The organism is Sphingobacterium sp. JUb20, assembly GCF_004342035.1.
Lineage (GTDB): Bacteria > Bacteroidota > Bacteroidia > Sphingobacteriales > Sphingobacteriaceae > Sphingobacterium > Sphingobacterium anhuiense.
In genome coordinates, this window is record NZ_SLYV01000006.1 from 340,450 (window position 1) to 362,235 (window position 21,786).

Sequence of the window (21,786 nt, forward strand, 5' to 3'; positions counted from 1 at the left end):
CATACAGCCATTTTAGAAATTCCATTCGTTCACCTGCTGTAAAACTGTACTACAACTAAAGGTGTAAAAGAATCATAACTATTACATGAGATCGGGCAGAAGATTCTTTAGGTATATAATAAAAGTGACGCATATCATTTTTTTAACACACAGACATTACTTTTTCATATCCTTTTTATTCGGTATTTCGTATTGAAATAAAACTGATATGACGCATTCATTCCATATTCCCGTTTTGGGTCTAGCATTTTCAATAGATTCCCCTTTAAAAGTCGCTCGATTTGGTATTTCATCTGTAATATCCATTGTAGATGATGAATTAATTGAGCGTATTCGAGCATACTATTGTACCCTAAACAAAAAAGAATACCATCCGATAACAAAAAAAGAACCTGACTACAGAGCTCATCGTATTTCCAGTTATTTAAATCTGGTTTCCAACATTGTTCAAGAACAAATTGAGCATATGCGTATAGAGTTTTTTGAAAAAGGATCAGAGATCGATCGCTACTTCCAGCTCATCCCCGAATCCCACCCCGCAAAAAATATCTATTATGCGATGCTTTCAGAAACAGATATCTTAGAAAAGGCTAAAAAAAAGCAAATCCTTAGATCCTTTATCAAAGCTGGAGATATCGATGTCAATATCATGTCTAAAGTCGACAAAATTAATTATGATAAAGATGGAATTGCATTAGATGATACTTACTCAGACGCGCTAGCTGCCTTACGAGGTTTTGCACAATCAGACCTGCAGTCGTCTGTCATCTTATCAGCAGGTATGAATCCAAGACTATACGCCTATTTAGCAGAGTTGCCTGCTTTCTGCCAGCAAGAAGATGGAACTTTTCAGAAAAAAATAACACTAAAAGTTAGCGACTACAGATCGGCATTGATTCAAGCAAAGTTTTTAGCGAAAAAAGGAATCTGGGTTTCAGAATTTCGTGTAGAGTCTGGGCTAAATTGTGGTGGACATGCCTTTGCAACAGAAGGATTTTTATTAGGTCCTATCCTATCCGAATTTAAAAATAAAAAACACGAATTACAGGAAGAACTATTCAGCATTTATCAGAATTATTGGTTACAAAAAGGTTGCAACTTCCAAGCTGCTCCGCCGATTAAATACACTGTTCAAGGAGGTGTGGGCACATCAAGTGAACATCAATTCCTACTGAAACATTATGAATTTGATGCTGTAGGATGGGGATCACCATTTTTATTGGTCCCCGAAGCAACCACAGTCGATGATGAAACATTATTAGCACTGACCACATCGGAAGAAGAAGACTTTTATATCAGTGGAGCTTCTCCTCTCGGAGTACCTTTTAATAATTTCAGAAAAAGCTCTGCAGAACGCCTACGCTTAAGAAGAATAAAAGAAGGAAGACCCGGAAGTCCATGTAAAAAGAAATATCTCGTATCAAACTTAGATTTCAGTAATGAACCGCTATGTACAGCTTCACGTGCATATCAAGACAAAAAAATAAAAGAATTACAGGCAAAATCATTAGATCAAAAAACCTATAATATGGAATATGATCTTATTACAGAAAAGACATGTTTATGTGATGGACTAGCTGCCCCGGCATATTTAAAATATAACATCCTGAAACATAAAGAACAAGATGCTGTATCCATTTGTCCAGGTCCAAATACTGTTTGGTTTAAAAATAAGTTCTCCCTTGATCAGATGATTAATCATATTTATGGCAAAGACGATTTGATCAAAAATGATAAAAGGCCATTTTTATTTATTAGTGAACTATACTTATATGTAGCACACATCAAAAAATATGTAGAAATGAATGCCGACACGGTCAATGACAAAAAAATAAAATATGTTGAAAAGTTCAAAAATCAACTTATAGAAGGAATAGCTTATTACAGCAGATTAAAAAATGAGCTAAAGGGGTTTTCAGATCAAATTGTAGAATGTATACCGGAGCAACTCAAAAGTGCAGAAAGAGAACTCGCAGAAATAAAATTTTAATAAGTTCCAACAATACAATATACTGAATTAAAGAGAAACTTATTAATAGTAAAAAGGATAGCCGATTGGCTATCCTTTTATTAATTTATATTTTGTTATAGTATCTATTTAGCAACTTTTCTGAACTTACCAAAAACACCCAAAGGTAATTTTGGTCCAGCAGTAGCTTGCAAATATAACTCTCCGACTTCTAGATTTTCTACTTTTGGAAACGCAGTACGAATTAAGTTCTCCACAATAACAGAAGAGAAACCTAACGAATAAGTATTTAAAATCAAGAAATGCTCTTTAGGATCTAGTAATTGCACCACATCATGCATCATTTCCATGATATGATCTTCCAGTTTCCACTTCTCCCCTTTAGGACCATGACCATAAGCCGGAGGATCTAAAATAATACCATTATATTTATTTCCTCTTTTTACCTCACGCTTTACAAACTTCAATGCATCTTCTACTACCCAACGAATATTATCAATTTCCGACAACTCTTGGTTTTCATTAGCCCAGCTAACTACCTGTTTAATAGAGTCCACGTGAGTTGTATCTGCTCCAGCGGCACGCGCAATCAATGATGCACCACCTGTATAAGCAAATAAATTTAAGACCTTAGGATTTTCCGTTTCAAAAGCACGCACTGACTGTGAAATATAATCCCAGTTAACCGCTTGCTCAGGAAAAATACCAACATGCTTAAATGAAGTTAATCCCAGACGGAATTTAATCGCAACATCATCATTCTTATATTGAATATGCCAACGATCCTGCGCTTTAGGATTTTTTTTCAACCATTCTCCCGAAGTAGCAGAGCGACCTTTAAATTTAATATCATGGCGTTTATTCCATTCCGCTGCAGATAGCGTTTTTGGCCATACAGCCTGCGGTTCTGGACGAATCAAAACTAAATTGCCAAAGCGTTCTAATTTCTCAAAATCACCACAATCGATTAACTCGTAATCTTTCCAATGTTGTGGTGTTAATAATTGTATATCTGTAGTAGTCAAAATCAATAATTTGGCGCAAAGATACGTAAATCTAAAAACAAATACGCAATGATGAATAGATTACATCGTTTCTTTTGCTCGCTTCATCAGTGGGCTTGCAAATACAAAATTATTTAATTCTTCCACATCAGACCGCATCATATCTTGATTTGAACCTTCCCAAAACTTTTGCCCTTTGTAGAGATATAGAATATATTCACCAATACCCATTACCGAGTTCATATCATGCGTAACCACAATTGTTGTCGCATTATACTCTTCTGTTAGCTCTAAGATTAACTCATCAATCAAAATGGAAGTTTCTGGATCCAAACCCGAATTTGGTTCATCACAGAAAAGATACTTTGGACTCATGGCTATTGCACGAGCAATTCCAACTCGTTTTTTCATCCCACCGGATAACTCTGAAGGATAAAGTTTATTCCTTCCTTTCAAATTAACCCGTTCCAAACAAAAATTAGCACGGTCTAATTTTTCAGATTTAGACATCTCCGTAAACATATCCAATGAAAAAATAATATTTTGCTCCACAGTCATGGAGTCGAATAATGCCGAATTCTGAAATAACATGCCTATTTCCTTTCGAATTGGAATACGGTCTTCAAAACTAAGTTTTGAAAAATCCTTACCATCAAAGAGAACACGGCCTTTGTCCGGCTCATGTAGCCCAACCATACATTTTAGCAAGGTACTTTTTCCAGAGCCTGATCCTCCAATAATTAAACTTACTTTACCTGGTGCAAAAGTGGCATCAATACCTTTCAATACCTCGTTACTTCCGAAGGATTTATAAATCTGCTCTATTTTTATCATAATTATTTTAAAAGAAATTAAAGCATGAGAGCCGTTATTAAATAATCAGCTGCCAATATTGTAATACAGCCAATAACAACTGCTTTAGTACTCGCTTGACCGACTTCTAAGGCCCCCCCTCGAACCGTAAAACCTTTATATGCAGATATGGAAGTGATGATAAACCCAAAAACAAATGCTTTTACAATTGCAACAGTAACGGTAAAACCATTAAAGCCCTCTTGAATTCCCATAATATAGTCTGATGGTGTTACTGCTCCAGAAAGAGCTCCTCCCATAAGTCCTCCCAAAATAGCACAAAAAATTGCTAGGATAACCAAAACAGGAACCATGGTAATTCCAGCCAATATTTTGGGTAATATAAGGTAACCTGGTGCATTAATACCCATAATCTCTAAGGCATCGATTTGCTCAGTCACACGCATGGAGCCGATTTGTGATGAAATAGAAGACCCAACACTTCCCATAAGCACCAAAGCAGAAATCGTAGGTCCCAGTTCCAAAATATTGGAATCTCGGTTAATGGAACCAATTATTGAATTTGGAATCAAATCAGAAACCAGCTGAAAGGCAATTTGCATCGTCATAACTGCCCCGATAAACGTCGAAATTATAAGAATGAGACCTAAAGACCCTATACCAATTTCGTTCATGGCATGCATCGTTTCCTTCCAATAAATCTTTCCTTTTTCTGGTTTCTTAAAAACCGACCGCAGCAATAACAAATAAGAACCAATATGGTGAAATATCATATATAAATAGTATTTTTCTTCTTTAACGTCTAATATACTATTATAACACCATATATTACAAATTGGTTTGCCATAACATTACGATAGCGATACAAGATTCATAAGAATACCATAAACTCAAAACAACTAAAAATAGATCGTCCCCAAGAAATACAATCACTCAATTACCGATGAAATCATATATTTTACCGAGATTAGTACATGAATAACCTAATTCATAAAATCAAAAATTTATTTTAGATTACATTTGTATTGTAGTTTTAAAAACAAACGAACAAATAATTTTATTATGGACGCAAAAAGAATCACAACAGGCATTATATTTTTATTCATCGGAGTAATCTTACTCTTAAGTAAAATGGATATTATTGAGTTTAATTGGTTCGAAGTTTTTCGCTATTGGCCATTATTAATCATTTTGGTAGGCGTAAATATTCTTGTTCCTAAGAAAGACATTGGATATATGATATCTATCGGAACCACATGCGTCATTTTAGCAATATTCACCTTTATAGGCATCACAACACCTAACCAAAGTTTCTTATCCCGAATCATGGAAAATAGAGATCTGGATATTGATTCCGAAAATGAAGAAGATTTCATCGGAACCTCAAACGCTGTCTCTGCTAAAAAAAATATAAATACCAGCCATGCGACTGCCAATATTGACTTAGGAGCAACCAAGCTGGTATTAAAAGATACAACCGTAGCAAATCTCTTTGAAGCAGCCAATACATCTGACAAGTATTTTCTGTCCTTAAATACTGATGTTAAAAACGACGGGGCTGCAACACTTAATTTAAGTGGAAAAACAAAAAAAGGAATAGATTCAAAAGGAAATTCCACCATTATCAAGCTAAACAAAAATATCATCTGGGATTTAAACTTTGACGTAGGTGCTGCAGATATGCAAGGTGACTTATCAAATTTTAAGATTAAAAATCTTACAGTTGATGCTGGCGCGAGTAATCTAGATCTTAAACTCGGAAATCCACAAATGATTTCTAATATTAATATTGACGCCGGTGCCTCTTCCATAAAAATAGCATTACCAAGAGAAGTCGCATGCCAGATAATTACAGAAATGGCACTGTCAACTGTAGATGCTGATGACAGTTTTATAAAAGGTGGAGACAAAGGAATACTGACAAGTCCTAATTTTGAAAATGCCAAAAATAAATTCAAAATTTCAATTGATGGTGGTATAACCTCAGTAACAGTTAGCCGCTACTAAAAAGACCCTAGAGAAGTGCAGTAGAATGCATAACTTTGCATTAGATATGGACACAAGTAAACTTTTGACATTACCTGGTATTTATTGCAACTCGCAAACCACTTATTCAAGGTGGAAGACAAGAGAAGTACAAATTGGAGATGTACCCATGGGTGGAGACAATCCGATACGTATTCAAAGTATGACAACAATCGACACCATGGATACCATGGGTTCTGTGGAACAAACCATCAGAATGGTCGATGCTGGTTGCGAATATGTTCGAATAACAGCTCCTTCTATAAAAGAAGCTAATAATCTGGCTAATATTAAGCAAGAATTACGCGCTCGAGGATATCATGTTCCTCTAGTAGCAGACATTCACTTTACCCCCAATGCGGCAGAAGTTGCAGCAAGAATTGTTGAAAAAGTACGTGTAAATCCGGGTAACTATGCCGATAAGAAGAAGTTCGACCAACTGAGCTATACAGACAGTGAGTATCAAGCTGAATTAGACCGTATTTATAAAAAATTCAAACCCTTAGTCAATATTTGTAAAGAATATGGCACTGCCATGCGCATAGGAACAAATCATGGTTCCCTTTCGGACAGAATCATGAGTCACTATGGTGATACTCCAGAAGGGATGGTTGAATCGGCTATGGAATTCATCAGAATTTGTGAAGACTTAAATTATTACAATTTATGTATCTCCATGAAATCAAGCAATCCGCAAGTGATGGTGCGTGCCTATAGACTGCTGGTCGAGAAGATGATTAGTGAGAACATGAACTATCCATTACATCTAGGTGTAACGGAAGCTGGTGATGGAGAAGATGGACGCGTCAAATCAGCTGTTGGAATAGGAACTTTATTAGAAGATGGTTTAGGCGATACAGTACGTGTTTCGCTGACTGAAGAGCCAGAAAAAGAAGCTCCAGTTGCTATTGCTTTAGTTAATCGATATACAAAAAGACAGCACGATTTCAATACGTCTGTGATTCCTCCAATCTTAAAATTAACAGACAATAACAGCCCTACTCCCTATATCTCAAAAGAAGTCAATACTTTTATTGGAGGATCATTGGTCCCACGTGTGGTAGTTGACATCTCCAGACAAAATCTAAAAGATGCCACTTTCCTGTCTCAAGCAGGCTATCGTTACGACATGCTTTTAGATAAATATCATATGGGAGAGCAGTCGGTCGATTTTGTTTATCTAGGCGATCAATTGCCATCTTTTAACATGCCTGCAAACTTAAAGCAATTGTATAATTACAAAACGTGGAAAAGTATTCAAAATAAAGCCAATATACACCCTTTATATACGCTGGAAGAATTCAATCAAGCTAATGAGAAGGATACGTCTTTAAATATAATAAAAATTAAAAACGAAGATTTGGTAACAAGTTTATTTGAAACGCTACCCCTTGATAAAACTATTGTGTTTCTTTTAGAGACAACGGCAGTTCATGGCATGGCAGAACAAAGACAATTCTTCAAAAATCTTCAAGAAATTGGCTTAGATAACCCGGTTATCATTAAAAGGACCTACGAAGCCGCGGCATTTTCTGGCCCACTAGGTGATTTCATGAATCCCGAAGAACCAATTTCGAAACTTCAGTTATATGCAGCGACCGATTTAGGAGCACTTTTAATTGATGGCTTTGGATCCGGAGTTTGGATTGATTCGCCAGCAACACCTTTGGACAAAATAGTATCCTTATCATTTGGAATTCTACAAGCAACAAGATCTAGAATTTCTAAAACAGAATATATATCATGCCCAAGCTGTGGACGTACATTATTCGATCTGCAAGAGACCACGCAGATGATTAGAAATAGAACAAATCATTTAAAAGGATTAAAAATAGGTATTATGGGCTGTATTGTTAACGGTCCAGGTGAAATGGCTGATGCCGATTATGGCTATGTAGGAGCCGGGCCTGATAAGATTACACTTTATCGCGGACAAGAAGTTGTTAAGAAAAATGTAAGTTCAGCACATGCTTTAGACGAGCTCATCAACATCATTAAATCGGATGGCTTGTGGATAGAAGAAAGTGAAATTCCTAATTAACGAAAAAGGCTTAAATGATATCATTTAAGCCTTTTATATTTTTTATCGTTCTAATTTCTATTTACGCACAGAAAATCTCTTTACAACAGTTTCTGAGCCAGAAACAACACGGATAAAGTAAAATCCTGAATTAAGTTTACCAGTTGGATCAAAAGAAAGATTTTGATTACCAGCATCTAAACTTCCATTCATTAACTGAACGACTTCATTTCCAAGTGCGTCCATCACTTTAATCGCAACTGAACTTTGTTTCCCTAATTTAAATGATAAACTTATTTGTTCTGAAATCGGGTTATAAAAAACTTTAACATTATTAATCAGCTTATCTACTTCCTTCGTATTATCAGAATTAGCGGTTAATCCCATAGAATAAGCCAGATGATCAGCCTTATCTAAATAAGATAGTCCATCGTTATTGGCCGTTTCAGTAGAATTCGAAGTATGCAATACAGATGCATAGCCTAAACTTCCTGTCAGCGTAATCACACAGAGCAGGCCTAAATAAGCTATTTTTTTAATAATAATTTTCATTTGTATATAGGACTTCTTAGATCGGTTATAGTTTAAATCAAATATAATATTTCCCAATCAATTTATCAACAACAAAAGTAGGTTATTTGTTTAGATATTATTAACTTATATTGAATAAAAATTTGCCATTTAACAATTTTTAACAAGATTTGCCGTTGTCAAACTAATTGCTAAAATTTGGCACGAGTTTTTCTATTGCAACGAACCTTCATATTCGTGTTAAAATGAAGGTTTTTTTACTTAAATCAAATAAAAAAATGACGACTAGTCATCAAAGTACCGCACAAAAAGTAAGTCTTGCTGGTCTACTAATTAGTTTAGGGATCATATTTGGAGATATTGGTACCTCTCCACTTTACGTTTTCAAAGCCATTATGAACAAAGGTGTCATTGACAAAGACCTTGTTCTGGGTGGATTATCATGTGTCTTCTGGACAGTTACCTTACAAACGACTGTTAAGTATGTCCTGATTACCCTTCAGGCAGACAACAAAGGTGAAGGAGGAATTCTCTCTCTTTTTTCATTGGTACGTAAAAGAGCGCCTTGGTTGATTTTTCCAGCAATGATCGGTGCAGCTACTCTCCTTGCAGATGGTATGATTACACCTGCCATCACCATCTCTTCGGCGATTGAAGGATTAGACATTAAGTATCCGGGTCTACCAACAATTCCAATTGTGGTAACAATTATTACCTTATTATTTGCTATCCAACGCTTTGGAACATCGGTAGTTGGTAAAATCTTTGGTCCACTGATGTTCGTTTGGTTTTCCACCATCGGAGTATTAGGTATTAGTAATATTCATCTTGAATATGAAGTATTAAAGGCGCTTAATCCTTATTATGCTATTAAACTACTCATAGCATATCCAAATGCCCTTTTCATCATTGGTGCTGTATTCCTATGTACAACAGGAGCAGAAGCTCTCTATTCAGATATGGGACATTGTGGTAAAGGAAACATCCGCATCAGCTGGATTTTCGTAAAACTAACACTCGTATTGAACTACTTTGGTCAAGGTGCTTGGTTATTGACACAAGAAGGCAAAGTACTAGGAGAAAATAATCCTTTTTATGCCATCATGCCACATTGGTTTCTTGGTTACGGTATTGCGATTGCAACCATGGCTGCAGTAATCGCCAGTCAAGCCATGATCTCAGGGTCATATACCCTTATTTCGGAAGCTGTACGCTTAAATATATGGCCGAAGGTTGCTATTCGCTATCCAAGTGATCATAAAGGCCAATTATATGTTCCTTCCATCAATCTAATTTTGTGGGCTGGATGTATGCTGATCATTAAAATTTTTGGAGAATCAAGTAATATGGAAGCCGCCTATGGTTTGGCCATCAACTTGACATTCTTAACGACAACAATTTTGATGACTTTCTTTCTTGCAGCTAAAAAAGTCAATAAATATTTCATTGCATTATTTACAGGCTTCTATTTAATATTAGAATTGATGTTTCTAGTCGGAAATGGTGTAAAAATTGCGCATGGAGGATGGCTTACATTATTATTAGCATCGCTTCTATTTCTCATTATGTACGCTTGGTGGAGTGCAAGACGTATTAAAAACAGATTTGTTAACTTCATCAATATCGATAAGTACTATCCGATCATTTCAGAATTGAGCGAAGACAAGTCTGTACCTCCATACGCTTCACATTTAGTGTATCTAACAAGTGCAAACTTCAAATCAGAAATTGAATCCAAAATAATTTATTCGATATTAAATAAAAAACCAAAACGTGCCGACGTGTACTGGTTGGTTCACGTTGATGTTATGGATCATCCCCACACACGTGAGTATACAATCGATCAATTAATTCCTGGAAAACTAATTCGTATAGATTTCAAACTAGGCTTTAGGGAGGAGCAACGTATCAGTTTGCTATTCCGCAAAGTAGTGGAAGATATGGTGCAAAAAGGTGAAATTGATATTACCAGCCAGTACGATACTTTAAAGAAACACAAAATCCCAGGAGATTTTAAATTTGTTGTATTAGAAAAAGTACTCTCAAAAGGAAATCAATTAAGTTGGTCCGAACGTATTATCATGGAGATATATGGTTATCTTAAAAAATTAAGTCTATCCGAAGAAAAAGGATTTGGTTTAGATGCTAGTTTTGTAACTATAGAACGCGTACCACTAAGTTTACCGCAAACAACAACCATAGATTTAAAGCGGAAAAACAACTGATAGTATCCTGTTTATACCATAAGCCTCCAAGAAGTTAAACACAGCTTGGAGGCTTTTTTATTGAGCATTTACCACCAGCTATTTTTTATTTCAGCGATCTCTTAAAATAAAAGCTTATTTTTGCATCAAATACAACATTATGGCAGGAACAGCAACAACTCCCACAAAAAAACTTCACCCTAGAAATAAACATCTTGATGCATACGATTTTGCGAAATTAATCAAAGTCGTTCCTGAACTCAAACCATTCATTTTTCTTAACGATTACCGAACAAAAACAATAGATTTTACAAATCCAGAAGCAGTAAGACATTTAAATAAAGCATTGCTTCAGCAATACTATAACATTCAATATTGGGATATTCCGAAAGAGAACCTTTGCCCTCCTATTCCAGGGCGGGCAGACTACATTCATTACGTTGCTGACATATTAGCGAAAGGCAACAATAATGAAATTCCAAAAGGAAAACAAGTTAAAATCCTTGATATCGGAGTTGGCGCAAATTGTATCTATCCAATTGTCGGTCATCACGAATACGGTTGGTCATTTGTAGGTTCAGAAATTGTAAAGAAAGCGTACAAAAATGCCATTGAAATCGTTCGGTTAAATCCAGAACTTAAAAACAATGTGCAGATTAGATTACAGAATAACCCCAAAGCTATCTTCAAGGATATCATTCTCGAAGATGAAAAATATGATATGGTGATCTGTAACCCACCATTCTTTTCCTCTCAATTAGAAGCATTGGCACAAGCAGACCGCAAAATAAAAAGTTTAAAGCCCGCTGAGCAAGAAAATATCGTTCAAAGTTTTGCAGGTCAAGGAAGCGAACTGTGGTGCGATGGTGGCGAAAAAGCTTTTATCGGACGAATGATTTTTGAAAGCCAATTTTATAAAGATCAAGTAAAATGGTTTTCGACATTGGTAGCTCACCGCGAAGATATCAGAGGTTTACAACACAAGCTTAAAAAGCTGAATGTAACCGAAATGGAAGTCATCCGAATGGAACAGGGAAATAAAGTTGGTAGAATCCTTCTCTGGAGATTCTAGCAAATATAAAAAAAGCTCTAAAGAATGTTTAGAGCTTTTTTTATATCTAGTAGCATGATGCACGTTAAGAAATACTTTCTTTATTCAATTTAGAGTGCTTATATCCATAAAGGAAATAAATAACTAATCCACCAATAAGCCAAATAATAAAGATAATCCAGTTACTCGCTCCCAATTCTGTCATTAAATAAAGATTAATCAAAATACCAGTTACCGGCAATAAAGAGAAATTCATTTTAAAACTATAAATGCTAAGTCCTAACCAGGTTAACCAAAAAATGATGATCAACACCTTATGTTCGATTATCTCCATAAAAGTCAGGTTCTTCCATTCTGATAGGATTGCCTGTCCATAAATCCACATCAAAACAATAGCACCCAGTAAGCCTAGACCAACTAAATATTTACCATTTACATAAGGAACTCTAAATTTTGACTTTTCAGATAATCCAGAATAATCCATATAAAGAACACCCGCACATACCATAATAAAGGCAAAGAAAGTACCTACACTTGTTAAATCGACAAAAAAATCCATCTTAAAAAACAATGATGGAACTCCCACAACGATACCTGTTACTATAGTTGCATAAGAAGGGGTTCTATATTTAGGATGTATACGTGCAAAGCGTTTAGACATCAGCCCATCCCGGCTCATCGTCATCCAGATTCTCGGTTGCGCCAATTGGTATACCAATAATGCACTTGTAATGGCAATTACGGAAGTAACCGATATAACACCAGCCATATAATCAAATCCAACATACTTAAACACAAAAGCTAAAGGATCTTTTACATTCAACTCCGTGTAATTAACCATACCCGTTAATACGAGGGTTATAGCGACATATAAGACCGTACAGATTACCAAACACCAGATCATCGCCTTAGGTAAATCACGTTGCGGATTCTTACATTCCTCTGCGGTCGTTGAAATCGAATCAAAACCAATAAAAGCAAAAAACACAGCCGCAACACTTCCCATAACACCGTGCATTCCGTTTGGAGCAAAAGGTGTCCAGTTTTCCGGTTTCACATAAAAGATACCCCCAAAAATTACAGCCAATATAATCCCGACTTTGATCATAACCATGATCGCACTAGCACGTTGTGATTCTTTAATCCCAATATAGACTAAAGCAGTTACTAGTACAGTAATAATACCTGCAGGGAGATCAAAGATGATTGGTACTCCTCCGATTCGCGGAGCGCTTAAATAAGCTTCTAATCCATGCTTATCTGCTGCCGTCAAGGCATTTGCACCGTGCTCAGCAAGCTTTTGTGATGCGTCCAATGCATAGCCAGGAGCCATCGATAACCAAGCGGGTATATGTATCCCAAACCCTTCCAGCATCGAAGCAAAATACTGAGACCAGGAAATTGCAATTACGGTGTTAGAAACAGCATATTCCAAAACTAAAGCCCACCCGATAATCCAAGCAAATAATTCCCCAAAGGCAACATATGCATAAGTATAAGCACTTCCCGAAACTGGAACTGTACTGGCAAACTGAGCATAAGACAAAGCCGTAAAAACACAGGCAAAAGCTGTAAAAATAAACAGAAGTGAAACCGCAGGTCCCCCCTCATAGCTTGCTAGGCCGATTGTGCTGAAAATTCCTGCACCGACAATAGCCGCAATACCTAGTGAAACCAAATCTCTTACTCCGAGTACCTTTGCAAGTCCTGAACCCTCACCATGTTGCGAGTCGTAGATAATCTGATCAACACTTTTCTTACGAAAAAGTCTTTTAAACATGTAGTTTATGTTAATATGTTAAGTAATTTGCTACGAAAATAAAAAAAAATAATACGGATAATAGTAATGCATGACAAATACTATTCAAAATCTATCATTTCATAATGAATATATTGATAGATGTCATGAAAATCTTTCATATTTTCTTTTACATAAAGACTTAATTTACTGCTTAACGACAAAACTTGATCTTCATGAACATCAAAAGACCATAAACGTTTGCAAATCTGAAATAACGCACGGGTAACCTGTATCAGATCCGTGTATTCATAAATGTATTGAGAGGCAATAAATCTATCAAAAAAAGCATCAAACTTCGCGACATCCTTTAGTTCACTAGTAACTAGAAAAGATCGTAAAGAGTTACGGTCTACCCGCTCAAGAGCGGTATAAAACTTAGCAATAGAAATAGCTTTATGTTCAATTAAAAGATGATCTAATAACAGTTCCAGTGCGATATGCGCAAAAAAAGAAGGCCTAATCGGAAGTCCGATCAATTCATTCTTGACAGATTCTTTGATCTCATGTGTATGGTGGAAAAAGTAATCCGAATTGTGGAACAGACGGTCAACTTCAATATGCCCATTCCACCCTTTAAGTAATTCCGATTGTAACGGTTTGGCTCCTATCTGATCTTCAAAATTATTAGGTTTGAGGATAAAGGCCTTATCGGCATTTTTCAATAGATCAGGTAATAAGCTACCAACAACTCTTTCAGGAGTCGTCGCAAAACGTTCAAAATAAAAGTGTGATAAAAAATTCATAACAGCATTTTTATACCTACCGTAGTCATTTAACGAGAAATATTCACTCAATATACAGCTTAATCTCTTATATTTGTGGCTTATATTAAAAATTTTTAACCCATTTTACACAATGAGCTTTGTAGAAGAATTACGCTGGAGAGGCATGCTTCAAGACATTATGCCCGGAACTGAGGACTTACTAAATAAAGAAAAGGTATCTGGTTATATTGGTTTTGATCCAACAGGAGACTCTTTACACGTAGGTCACTTGACACAAATCATGACGTTGATACACTTCCAAAATGCAGGACACAAGCCTGTTGCTTTGGTTGGTGGTGCGACAGGAATGATTGGAGACCCTTCGTTCAAATCCGCAGAACGTAACTTATTGGACGAACACACATTAAATCACAATGTGAACTGTTTGAAAACTCAGTTAGGTAAATTCCTTGCATTTGGAGAAGGTGAAAATGATGCCAAAATGGTTAACAATTACGATTGGTTTAAAGATTTCAAATTTTTAGATTTTATTCGTGATGTTGGTAAATTAATTACTGTTAACTATATGATGTCTAAAGATTCTGTAAAAAAACGTTTGGAAGGTGAAAACGGCCTTTCGTTTACAGAATTCTCGTACCAATTGATTCAAGGATATGACTTCTATTATCTATGGAAACATCATAACTGTAAAGTACAAATGGGAGGTTCCGATCAGTGGGGAAATATCGTAACGGGTACAGAATTTATCCGTCGCCAAGATCAAGGGACTGCTTTTGCTATCACAACACAGTTAATTAAAAAAGCTGATGGCCAAAAATTTGGTAAAACTGAATCCGGAGCGGTATGGTTAGATCCTAAGAAAACATCACCATACAAATATTACCAGTTCTGGTTAAATACTTCGGACGATGATGCTAAAAATTGGATTAAGATCTTTACTTTAAAATCTAAAGAAGAACTTGATAACATCATTGCCGAGCACGATGCAGCTCCACATACAAGAGCAGTACAAAAAGCCTTAGCAAAAGACATTACTATCCGTACACACTCCGAAGAAGCATATGAAACAGCAATCAAAACTTCTGATTTCTTATTCGGCAATGGTACGCTTGAATTCTTAAATGGATTAGATCATGAAGCTATTTTAGATGTATTCGAAGGTATTCCGCAATTCAATGTTTCACCAGAAACTTTGAGCAGTGGTATTAACATATTAGATCTACTAGCAGTCAACACACAGGTATTCCCTTCTAAAGGTGAAGCGCGTAAAATGCTACAAGGTGGTGGTGTGTCAATCAACCGCGAAAAAGCGACAGATATTGAACAAATAATCAATGCTTCCCACTTGATTAATGATAAATATATCATTGCACAAAGAGGAAAGAAAAACTACTATTTAATTATAGCTGAATAAACTTTTTTAATTACATAAAATAAAAATGACCGACTTGATCGGTCATTTTTATTTTATAAACTTTTACTATCTTTACACTTTAAAAAAATTACATATCCAAACAAACATTAAGTTAGATGAGAAAAATCGCATTAATAAGCCTGCTGTATCTTATAACGTGTACTTTTAGTTATGCACAAGTAAACATTCAAACACTTTATACAAAAAATAACGAAGTAACAAAAGAGTTAGATAAAGCATATTATGTACGTCTTGTCAGCATTCCAGATCAAAATACAAAAGATACCTTAGTTGAAGAATTTTATCTTTCTAATAATGCACTCAAATTGCAAGGAAAAGTAACCAATATCTCCGGAACAAAATTTAAAGGTAAGAAATACGAAATGTTTGAAAACGGGAATCTCAAATCAGAGCAGATGTATTCGAATTATTCAGAACAGATCGATACGGCATTCTACTATCATCAAAATGGTAAAATAAAATCTATTCTATATTATCCCTTTGCGATCGATAAAAAAGGTAAATATAAAATTGAAGAACCACTTTATTTAGCCTACGCAGATTCAACAGGAAAGATCCTGCTAAAAGATGGCAATGGTTTCGCCGTATCAGAGAACTCCTATAGTTACGAAGAAGGTAACTATGTCAATCACAAAAAACAAGGTGATTGGAAGGGGCACTTTAATGGAAAGCGATATACCTTTACAGAAACTTTCATAGAAGGGAAACTGATTTCAGGCATTACCACAGATTCAATAGGCAATAAAACACCTTATGATTCAATTACAGGCTGGAAAGAACCTACTTATCCAGGTGGTATTAGAGCACTGATGAGCTTTATCGGTCAAAATTATAATTATCCTACGCAAGCACTGCGTGCTGGTGTACACGGTGTAGTAGAGATCGAATTCGTTATCGATAAAAGTGGAGAACCCCGCGATTTTAAACTTAAAAAAGATATAGGCTATGGAGCCGGTGAAGCTGGAATCAGAGTCGCTAAAAAGATGAAAAAATGGGAACCAGGGCGACAAAGAGGTATACCGGTCAATGTCAAATATTTACTTCCCATTCGTTTAAATTCAGCAAGATAAATAAAAAGCCTGTTCTTTTCAGAACAGGCTTAGTTATTATAATCAACCACAATTATAACCAGATCTTCTACTTATTTATGCTTAACGATTTGGAAGCTATATTTTTTATTGGCATCGCTACTTGACTTCAAACCTGCGGCATAAATGGTATAAACTTCCTTATCTTCAGGTTTAAAATCTCCCAACAGTTCAGTCATACCAACACCATTTATTTTCAGTTTATATACGTCAGCAATTTTAATATTCTTAAAAGGGGCCAATTCTTTATAAGCTTTATCTTTAACAGCTAAACTATCAACATCATTTAATGTAAGCGTCAACTTAGATGCTTCAGGACTCAAATTCATAAATCTAAATTTTGCATATCCTGTTTTCAAAGTTCCAAAATCATCTTCAGTAGCCAATACATCAACTTTATCTTTACCAATCACATAAAGGCTGTAAAATTTGCCTGGAGTAAAATCTACTTTTTTACTCACTAGGGCTGTATCACCAGGAGTTGATTTCGGATCAAATACCCGCACGAGTCTACTACCAGGATATGCATTTTTATAACTCAAAACGCGATTAAAGGAGAAAACACCCTCCCAGTTATTATTCAATTTATTCTGGTCGAGACCAATATCTAATCCTTCAGATCCAGGTACAGCATTCACAGCAGACACAGCCGAGATTTCCACATAAGCGTAATCATCATCCAGCTTATTACATGAATTTAATGTCAGCATAAAAACCATTATACTGATTCCAAAAAATAATGCTTTTTTCATTTTCATTTTTTATTTACAACAAAATTCAACGATCGTCTCATTAAAAAACGTATGTTAGAAACAAAATGCTACAAGAAAAAATAAAAGGTTTAGTAAGCCAATTAAATTTCCTCCTAAATACTTAAGTTTGTATGAAGGATAACTGTGAAAATTCATGTCAAATAAAGGAAATACATTTAGACCATCTAGCGCTAATACATCATTTAAAAGGAGTCAGAAAAAAGAAGCTCCCAATAATAAGAAAGTAGAAAATAAAGAAGAAGCTCCCGCTAGAGACTTATCAGAACTGCAACAAAAATTAATTAAAATTTTAGGGGCTTTCCTGATACTATGTGCGATATTATTGGGGATAGCTTTTGTTTCATATTTATTCACCTGGTCTGAAGATCAAAGCTATATTGCAACCAATAATGGTGGTTGGGGCGTAGTGATGAATACAGCGGAAGAAATTGACAATCCCGATATCGAACTACCTGTAGTACAAAATAGATTGGGAAAATATGGTGCATTGTTTGCAAATCAATTTATTTACAATTGGTTCGGCATTGCGTCCTTTCTCTTTGTACTGGTCTTCTTTGTAATCGGGTATAAATTATTGTACAAAAAATCAATATTACCAGTTTATCGTACCATTATATACTCTTTTATCGCAATCGTATTTATATCTGTTACACTAGGTTTCTTGCATAGCTTCATTACAAAAGTGCCTCACATTTTAGAAGGTAAGTTTGGTTTCTGGACTAATAAATTATTAGAAGCTCAAATTGGAACAGTTGGTGTTGCCGGAATCTTAATCTTTGCCTATTTGACGACATTGATACTGGTATACAACCTAGATCTAAAATTTAGTATTTTCGACTCGCGTAAAAAACAAGAGGAGGAAGATGAAAATTTTGATACGGAAGAAGAAGAAACAAACTACACAAACTCCATCCGTACAGCAGAACCATCAGTATCTGAACCATTAATCAATAGAAGGGAAACCTATACACCTGCACCTAGTCTGAATGACAAATTTCAATCGAGTAGAAATGCTGATATTCAATTAAATGAAGAATTCACTCCTCCTCATAAAGAAATCATTTTACCTGTTTCGGAAATTAAACCAGAGAACAAAGTGCTCATCCCATTCGAAATCGAAGAACCAACTCCAACTGAAGAAGATACGAATATAATTAATGATAATACCGTTTCATTTACGGTAGACGAACCTCTTCAAATAGATCCTATTGTAGAAGAAAAGCCGGTACAAAGTCATGAATTAGAAGTAGAATCACCTAAAGAAGAAAAGACGATTACCGCTAATGATCTAGTTGCACAATTCGGTCAGTATGATCCTAAATTAGATTTATCAGGATATCAGCATCCAACCTTAGACCTATTAAAAGATTATGGAACTGGAAAAATCACGATCAACCAGCAAGAGCTGGAGGCCAACAAAAACAGAATTGTTGATACCTTACGTAATTACAATATTGAGATTGAACATATTAAGGCTACAATCGGTCCTACGGTAACATTATATGAAATCATTCCTAAACCTGGAGTACGTATTTCAAAAATAAAAAATCTAGAAGACGATATTGCACTGAGTTTAGCGGCTTTAGGTATCCGTATTATTGCTCCGATGCCGGGAAAAGGAACTATTGGTATCGAGGTCCCTAATAGCAATCCTGAAATGGTTTCCATGAAATCAATTATTGCAACAGAAAAATTCCAAAAGACGGATATGGACTTGCCAATCGCCTTAGGGAAGACAATTTCGAATGAAGTTTATATTGCCGATTTAGCGAAAATGCCCCACTTACTGGTAGCCGGTGCTACAGGACAAGGTAAATCCGTAGGTATCAATGCGATCTTAACATCGCTACTGTACAAGAAACATCCTGCAGAATTAAAGTTTGTATTGGTCGATCCAAAAAAAGTAGAGCTTTCTTTATTCAAAAAAATAGAGCGACACTTTCTCGCGAAATTACCAGGAGAAGAAGATGCTATTATCACAGATACAAAGAAGGTTATCAACACATTAAACTCCCTTTGTATTGAAATGGATCAACGTTATGACTTGCTAAAAAATGGACAAGTACGTAATTTGAAAGAATATAATGCAAAATTTGTCAATCGCAGATTAAACCCTGAGGAGGGTCATCGATTCTTACCCTTTATAGTTCTTATTGTAGATGAGTTTGCCGATCTGATGATGACAGCTGGTAAAGAAGTTGAAACACCCATTGCACGTTTAGCACAATTAGCACGTGCGGTAGGTATTCACTTGGTAATTGCCACCCAACGTCCTTCGGTCAATATCATTACAGGTACGATTAAAGCCAATTTCCCGGCACGTTTGGCATTCCGCGTATTATCTAAAGTAGATTCACGTACTATTTTAGATTCAGGAGGTGCAGATCAATTAATTGGTCGTGGAGATATGCTTTTATCAACCGGTAGTGACTTGATTCGTATTCAATGCGCATTTGTAGATACTCCAGAAGTCGAAATGATTTCTGACTTTATCGGAGGTCAACGTGGATATCCATCCGCATTTATGCTACCTGAATATGTTGATGAAAGTGGCGATGGTTCAGGTTCTACAGATTTTGATTTCTCAGATAGAGATCAATTATTTGAAGAAGCGGCACGCCTAATTGTTATGCATCAACAGGGGTCAACCTCACTCATCCAGCGTAAATTAAAGCTGGGGTACAATAGAGCTGGGAGAATAATTGATCAGTTAGAGTCTGCAGGAATCGTTGGTCCTTTTGAAGGAAGCAAGGCCCGTGAAGTACTCTATCCCGATGAATATTCTTTAGAACAGTTTTTAGAAACATTAAGGAAGGATTAAAAGATGAAAAAAACAATGGGCATCATGCTAGGTTTCATAACCTTAGCAGTCGCAACTCCAGCACTGGCACAACAAGATGCTGCTGCAAAAAAAATATTGACAGAAGTCAGTAAAAAGTATGATAGTTATCAAACGGTACAAGCAAACTTTTCATTTTCAGCAATTCAGGGTTCAAATAAATCTGCCTACACCGACGCAGGGACACTCTATTTAGATAAGAAAAACAATAGATATCATATTACGATGAATAGTCAAGAAATGATATCAGATGCAAAGAGCTTATATACTATTTTGAAAGAAGAAAAAGAAGTTCAGATTGCAGCAATAGAGAATAGCACAGATGCAATAGATCCCAGTAATATTTTTAGCTTTTATAAAACCGGATTTAAATATAACTTGGTTGCAAATGAAAAATCTGGAAACACACTTTTAAATGTCGTTCATTTAACACCAACTGATAGCAAAAAGAACTATTCTAAGATAAAACTCCGCATCAATAGAGCAACAAAACTGATATATGATGCGACTATCTATGATAAAAACGGTGGTCAATACAGTTACACGATTAAGAGTCAGGTTCCCAATAAGAATTTGGATAACAGTTTATTTAGCTTTAACAAAAGCAAATACAGCGGTTATGAAATTGTAGACCTAAGATAGGTAGAACAGACACTAGAAAAAAAGGCTTGAATTATATAATTCAAGCCTTTTTTTTATAACATATTCTCATTTGGATCTTTCTGATCCGTTCGGTTCGCATATCGCGTATAACCATGTTTTTCAGGATTCTCAATAATTTCTTTCATCGAAATCAATTTATAGACATAAGAACCAGTTTCATTATTCAATTTCAAATTGTAATAACTATCCTCTTTCTGACGTCTAATAGAACCCTTTAAACTTCCTCCACCTACATTATAAGCAGCAGCTACAAGAGTCCAGTTTCCAAACTGCTTATAAAGTGATTTAATGTACTTAGCGGCGGCATGAGTAGACTTCGTCAAATCTCGTCTCTCATCAACATTTCCATTCACTTTCAATCCATAAAGTCTAGCAGTTGCAGGCATAAACTGCCAGTAGCCACCAGCCCCTTTAGAAGAAACCACTCCTCGATCCAATCCACTTTCTACCAATGGAACGTACTTAAAGTCTTCAGGAATACCGTAGGATGCTAAAATCTTCTCAATCTGCGGCAGATAGGCCTCTGCTTTTTTATGTAGACTGTAAGAGCCTCTCTTTTTGAAAGAGAAGTTTTTAAAATATCGCAACAACTTGCTTTCAACATGTGGCCGATTTATCGGCAACGTATCATTGGCAAATGTCAACGAACTCAAATAATGATCATTATTATTATCATTATTTTCATTTTTCTCCTTTTCATCTTCCCCATTAGAAAGATTACTTGGCGCTTTCACAGTAATGATCTTATCATCACCTGCAGCAATTGTGTTTGGGTTTGAGTACAATTTTGACAACACTAACGCCGACAAAATCAGACTACAACATAATACTTTTTTTCTAAACAT

Annotated in this window: 17 protein-coding genes; 9 read left to right on the forward strand and 8 right to left on the reverse strand. The window is 35.7% G+C overall.

Translation table 11 applies throughout. The features are described from left to right. The first annotated feature begins 208 nt into the window (after positions 1–208). Positions 209–1,990: a hypothetical protein gene (locus EDF66_RS12655; protein ID WP_132843023.1), complete on the forward strand. Its 1,782-nt coding sequence runs from the start codon at positions 209–211 to the stop codon at positions 1,988–1,990. Positions 1,991–2,094: 104 nt separating this feature from the next. Here the strand turns inward: EDF66_RS12655 and EDF66_RS12660 are convergent, their stop codons facing one another. The 3 genes from EDF66_RS12660 to EDF66_RS12670 are packed head-to-tail and all read right to left on the reverse strand — an operon-like array spanning position 2,095 to position 4,559. Beyond that, the gene (locus EDF66_RS12660; RefSeq protein WP_132771003.1) at positions 2,095–3,000 is read right to left on the reverse strand and encodes a class I SAM-dependent methyltransferase; all 906 of its coding nucleotides are present in this window, start codon (positions 2,998–3,000) and stop codon (positions 2,095–2,097) included. 54 nt (positions 3,001–3,054) lie between these two features. Continuing rightward, positions 3,055–3,807: an ABC transporter ATP-binding protein gene (locus EDF66_RS12665; RefSeq protein ID WP_132771004.1), complete on the reverse strand. Its 753-nt coding sequence runs from the start codon at positions 3,805–3,807 to the stop codon at positions 3,055–3,057. A 17-nt stretch (positions 3,808–3,824) separates the two neighbouring features. Next, the gene (locus EDF66_RS12670) at positions 3,825–4,559 is read right to left on the reverse strand and encodes an MlaE family ABC transporter permease (RefSeq protein ID WP_021188651.1); all 735 of its coding nucleotides are present in this window, start codon (positions 4,557–4,559) and stop codon (positions 3,825–3,827) included. A gap of 289 nt (positions 4,560–4,848) precedes the next feature. Here EDF66_RS12670 and EDF66_RS12675 point away from each other — a divergent pair, with 289 nt between their 5' ends. Both EDF66_RS12675 and ispG read left to right on the forward strand, forming a co-directional pair. After that, positions 4,849–5,793, forward strand: coding sequence for a LiaI-LiaF-like domain-containing protein (locus EDF66_RS12675; protein ID WP_132843025.1), 945 nt, complete (start codon positions 4,849–4,851; stop codon positions 5,791–5,793). 46 nt (positions 5,794–5,839) lie between these two features. Then, positions 5,840–7,852 carry a (E)-4-hydroxy-3-methylbut-2-enyl-diphosphate synthase gene (gene ispG, locus EDF66_RS12680; RefSeq protein ID WP_207898623.1) on the forward strand — a complete coding sequence of 671 codons (2,013 nt, stop codon included), beginning with the start codon at positions 5,840–5,842 and terminating at the stop codon, positions 7,850–7,852. A gap of 57 nt (positions 7,853–7,909) precedes the next feature. Here ispG and EDF66_RS12685 read toward each other — a convergent pair whose 3' ends face one another. Further along, the gene (locus EDF66_RS12685; RefSeq protein WP_052764493.1) at positions 7,910–8,383 is read right to left on the reverse strand and encodes a T9SS type A sorting domain-containing protein; all 474 of its coding nucleotides are present in this window, start codon (positions 8,381–8,383) and stop codon (positions 7,910–7,912) included. Positions 8,384–8,640: 257 nt separating this feature from the next. Between EDF66_RS12685 and EDF66_RS12690 the strand changes: the two genes are divergently transcribed. Next, the gene (locus EDF66_RS12690; RefSeq protein WP_132771007.1) at positions 8,641–10,587 is read left to right on the forward strand and encodes a KUP/HAK/KT family potassium transporter; all 1,947 of its coding nucleotides are present in this window, start codon (positions 8,641–8,643) and stop codon (positions 10,585–10,587) included. Positions 10,588–10,726: 139 nt separating this feature from the next. Beyond that, positions 10,727–11,638 (forward strand): 23S rRNA (adenine(1618)-N(6))-methyltransferase RlmF, encoded by a 912-nt coding sequence (rlmF, locus tag EDF66_RS12695; RefSeq protein WP_132843029.1) that lies wholly within the window; start codon positions 10,727–10,729, stop codon positions 11,636–11,638. A 64-nt stretch (positions 11,639–11,702) separates the two neighbouring features. On the opposite strand, the gene EDF66_RS12700 is transcribed toward rlmF, so the two are convergent. Continuing rightward, entirely contained in the window at positions 11,703–13,397 is a 1,695-nt protein-coding gene (locus EDF66_RS12700) for an amino acid permease (RefSeq protein ID WP_132843031.1), read from the reverse strand. Positions 13,398–13,477: 80 nt separating this feature from the next. Next, on the reverse strand, positions 13,478–14,161 hold the full coding sequence (locus EDF66_RS12705) for a hypothetical protein (protein ID WP_132843032.1): 684 nt from the start codon (positions 14,159–14,161) through the stop codon (positions 13,478–13,480). 112 nt (positions 14,162–14,273) lie between these two features. Here EDF66_RS12705 and tyrS point away from each other — a divergent pair, with 112 nt between their 5' ends. Next, complete coding sequence (tyrS, locus tag EDF66_RS12710; RefSeq protein ID WP_132843034.1) at positions 14,274–15,557, forward strand: tyrosine--tRNA ligase; 1,284 nt, start codon at positions 14,274–14,276, stop codon at positions 15,555–15,557. A 116-nt stretch (positions 15,558–15,673) separates the two neighbouring features. Next, entirely contained in the window at positions 15,674–16,648 is a 975-nt protein-coding gene (locus tag EDF66_RS12715) for an energy transducer TonB (RefSeq protein ID WP_132843036.1), read from the forward strand. A 71-nt stretch (positions 16,649–16,719) separates the two neighbouring features. Here the strand turns inward: EDF66_RS12715 and EDF66_RS12720 are convergent, their stop codons facing one another. Beyond that, positions 16,720–17,418 carry a DUF4397 domain-containing protein gene (locus EDF66_RS12720; protein WP_165902431.1) on the reverse strand — a complete coding sequence of 233 codons (699 nt, stop codon included), beginning with the start codon at positions 17,416–17,418 and terminating at the stop codon, positions 16,720–16,722. 154 nt (positions 17,419–17,572) lie between these two features. Here EDF66_RS12720 and EDF66_RS12725 point away from each other — a divergent pair, with 154 nt between their 5' ends. Next, positions 17,573–20,260, forward strand: coding sequence for an FtsK/SpoIIIE family DNA translocase (locus EDF66_RS12725; RefSeq protein WP_132843038.1), 2,688 nt, complete (start codon positions 17,573–17,575; stop codon positions 20,258–20,260). A gap of 3 nt (positions 20,261–20,263) precedes the next feature. Continuing rightward, positions 20,264–20,920 (forward strand): LolA family protein, encoded by a 657-nt coding sequence (locus EDF66_RS12730; protein ID WP_132771015.1) that lies wholly within the window; start codon positions 20,264–20,266, stop codon positions 20,918–20,920. Between the two features lie 53 nt (positions 20,921–20,973). Here the strand turns inward: EDF66_RS12730 and EDF66_RS12735 are convergent, their stop codons facing one another. After that, a complete protein-coding gene (locus EDF66_RS12735) occupies positions 20,974–21,786 on the reverse strand; it encodes a lytic transglycosylase domain-containing protein (RefSeq protein WP_031289146.1) in 813 nt (270 codons plus the stop codon).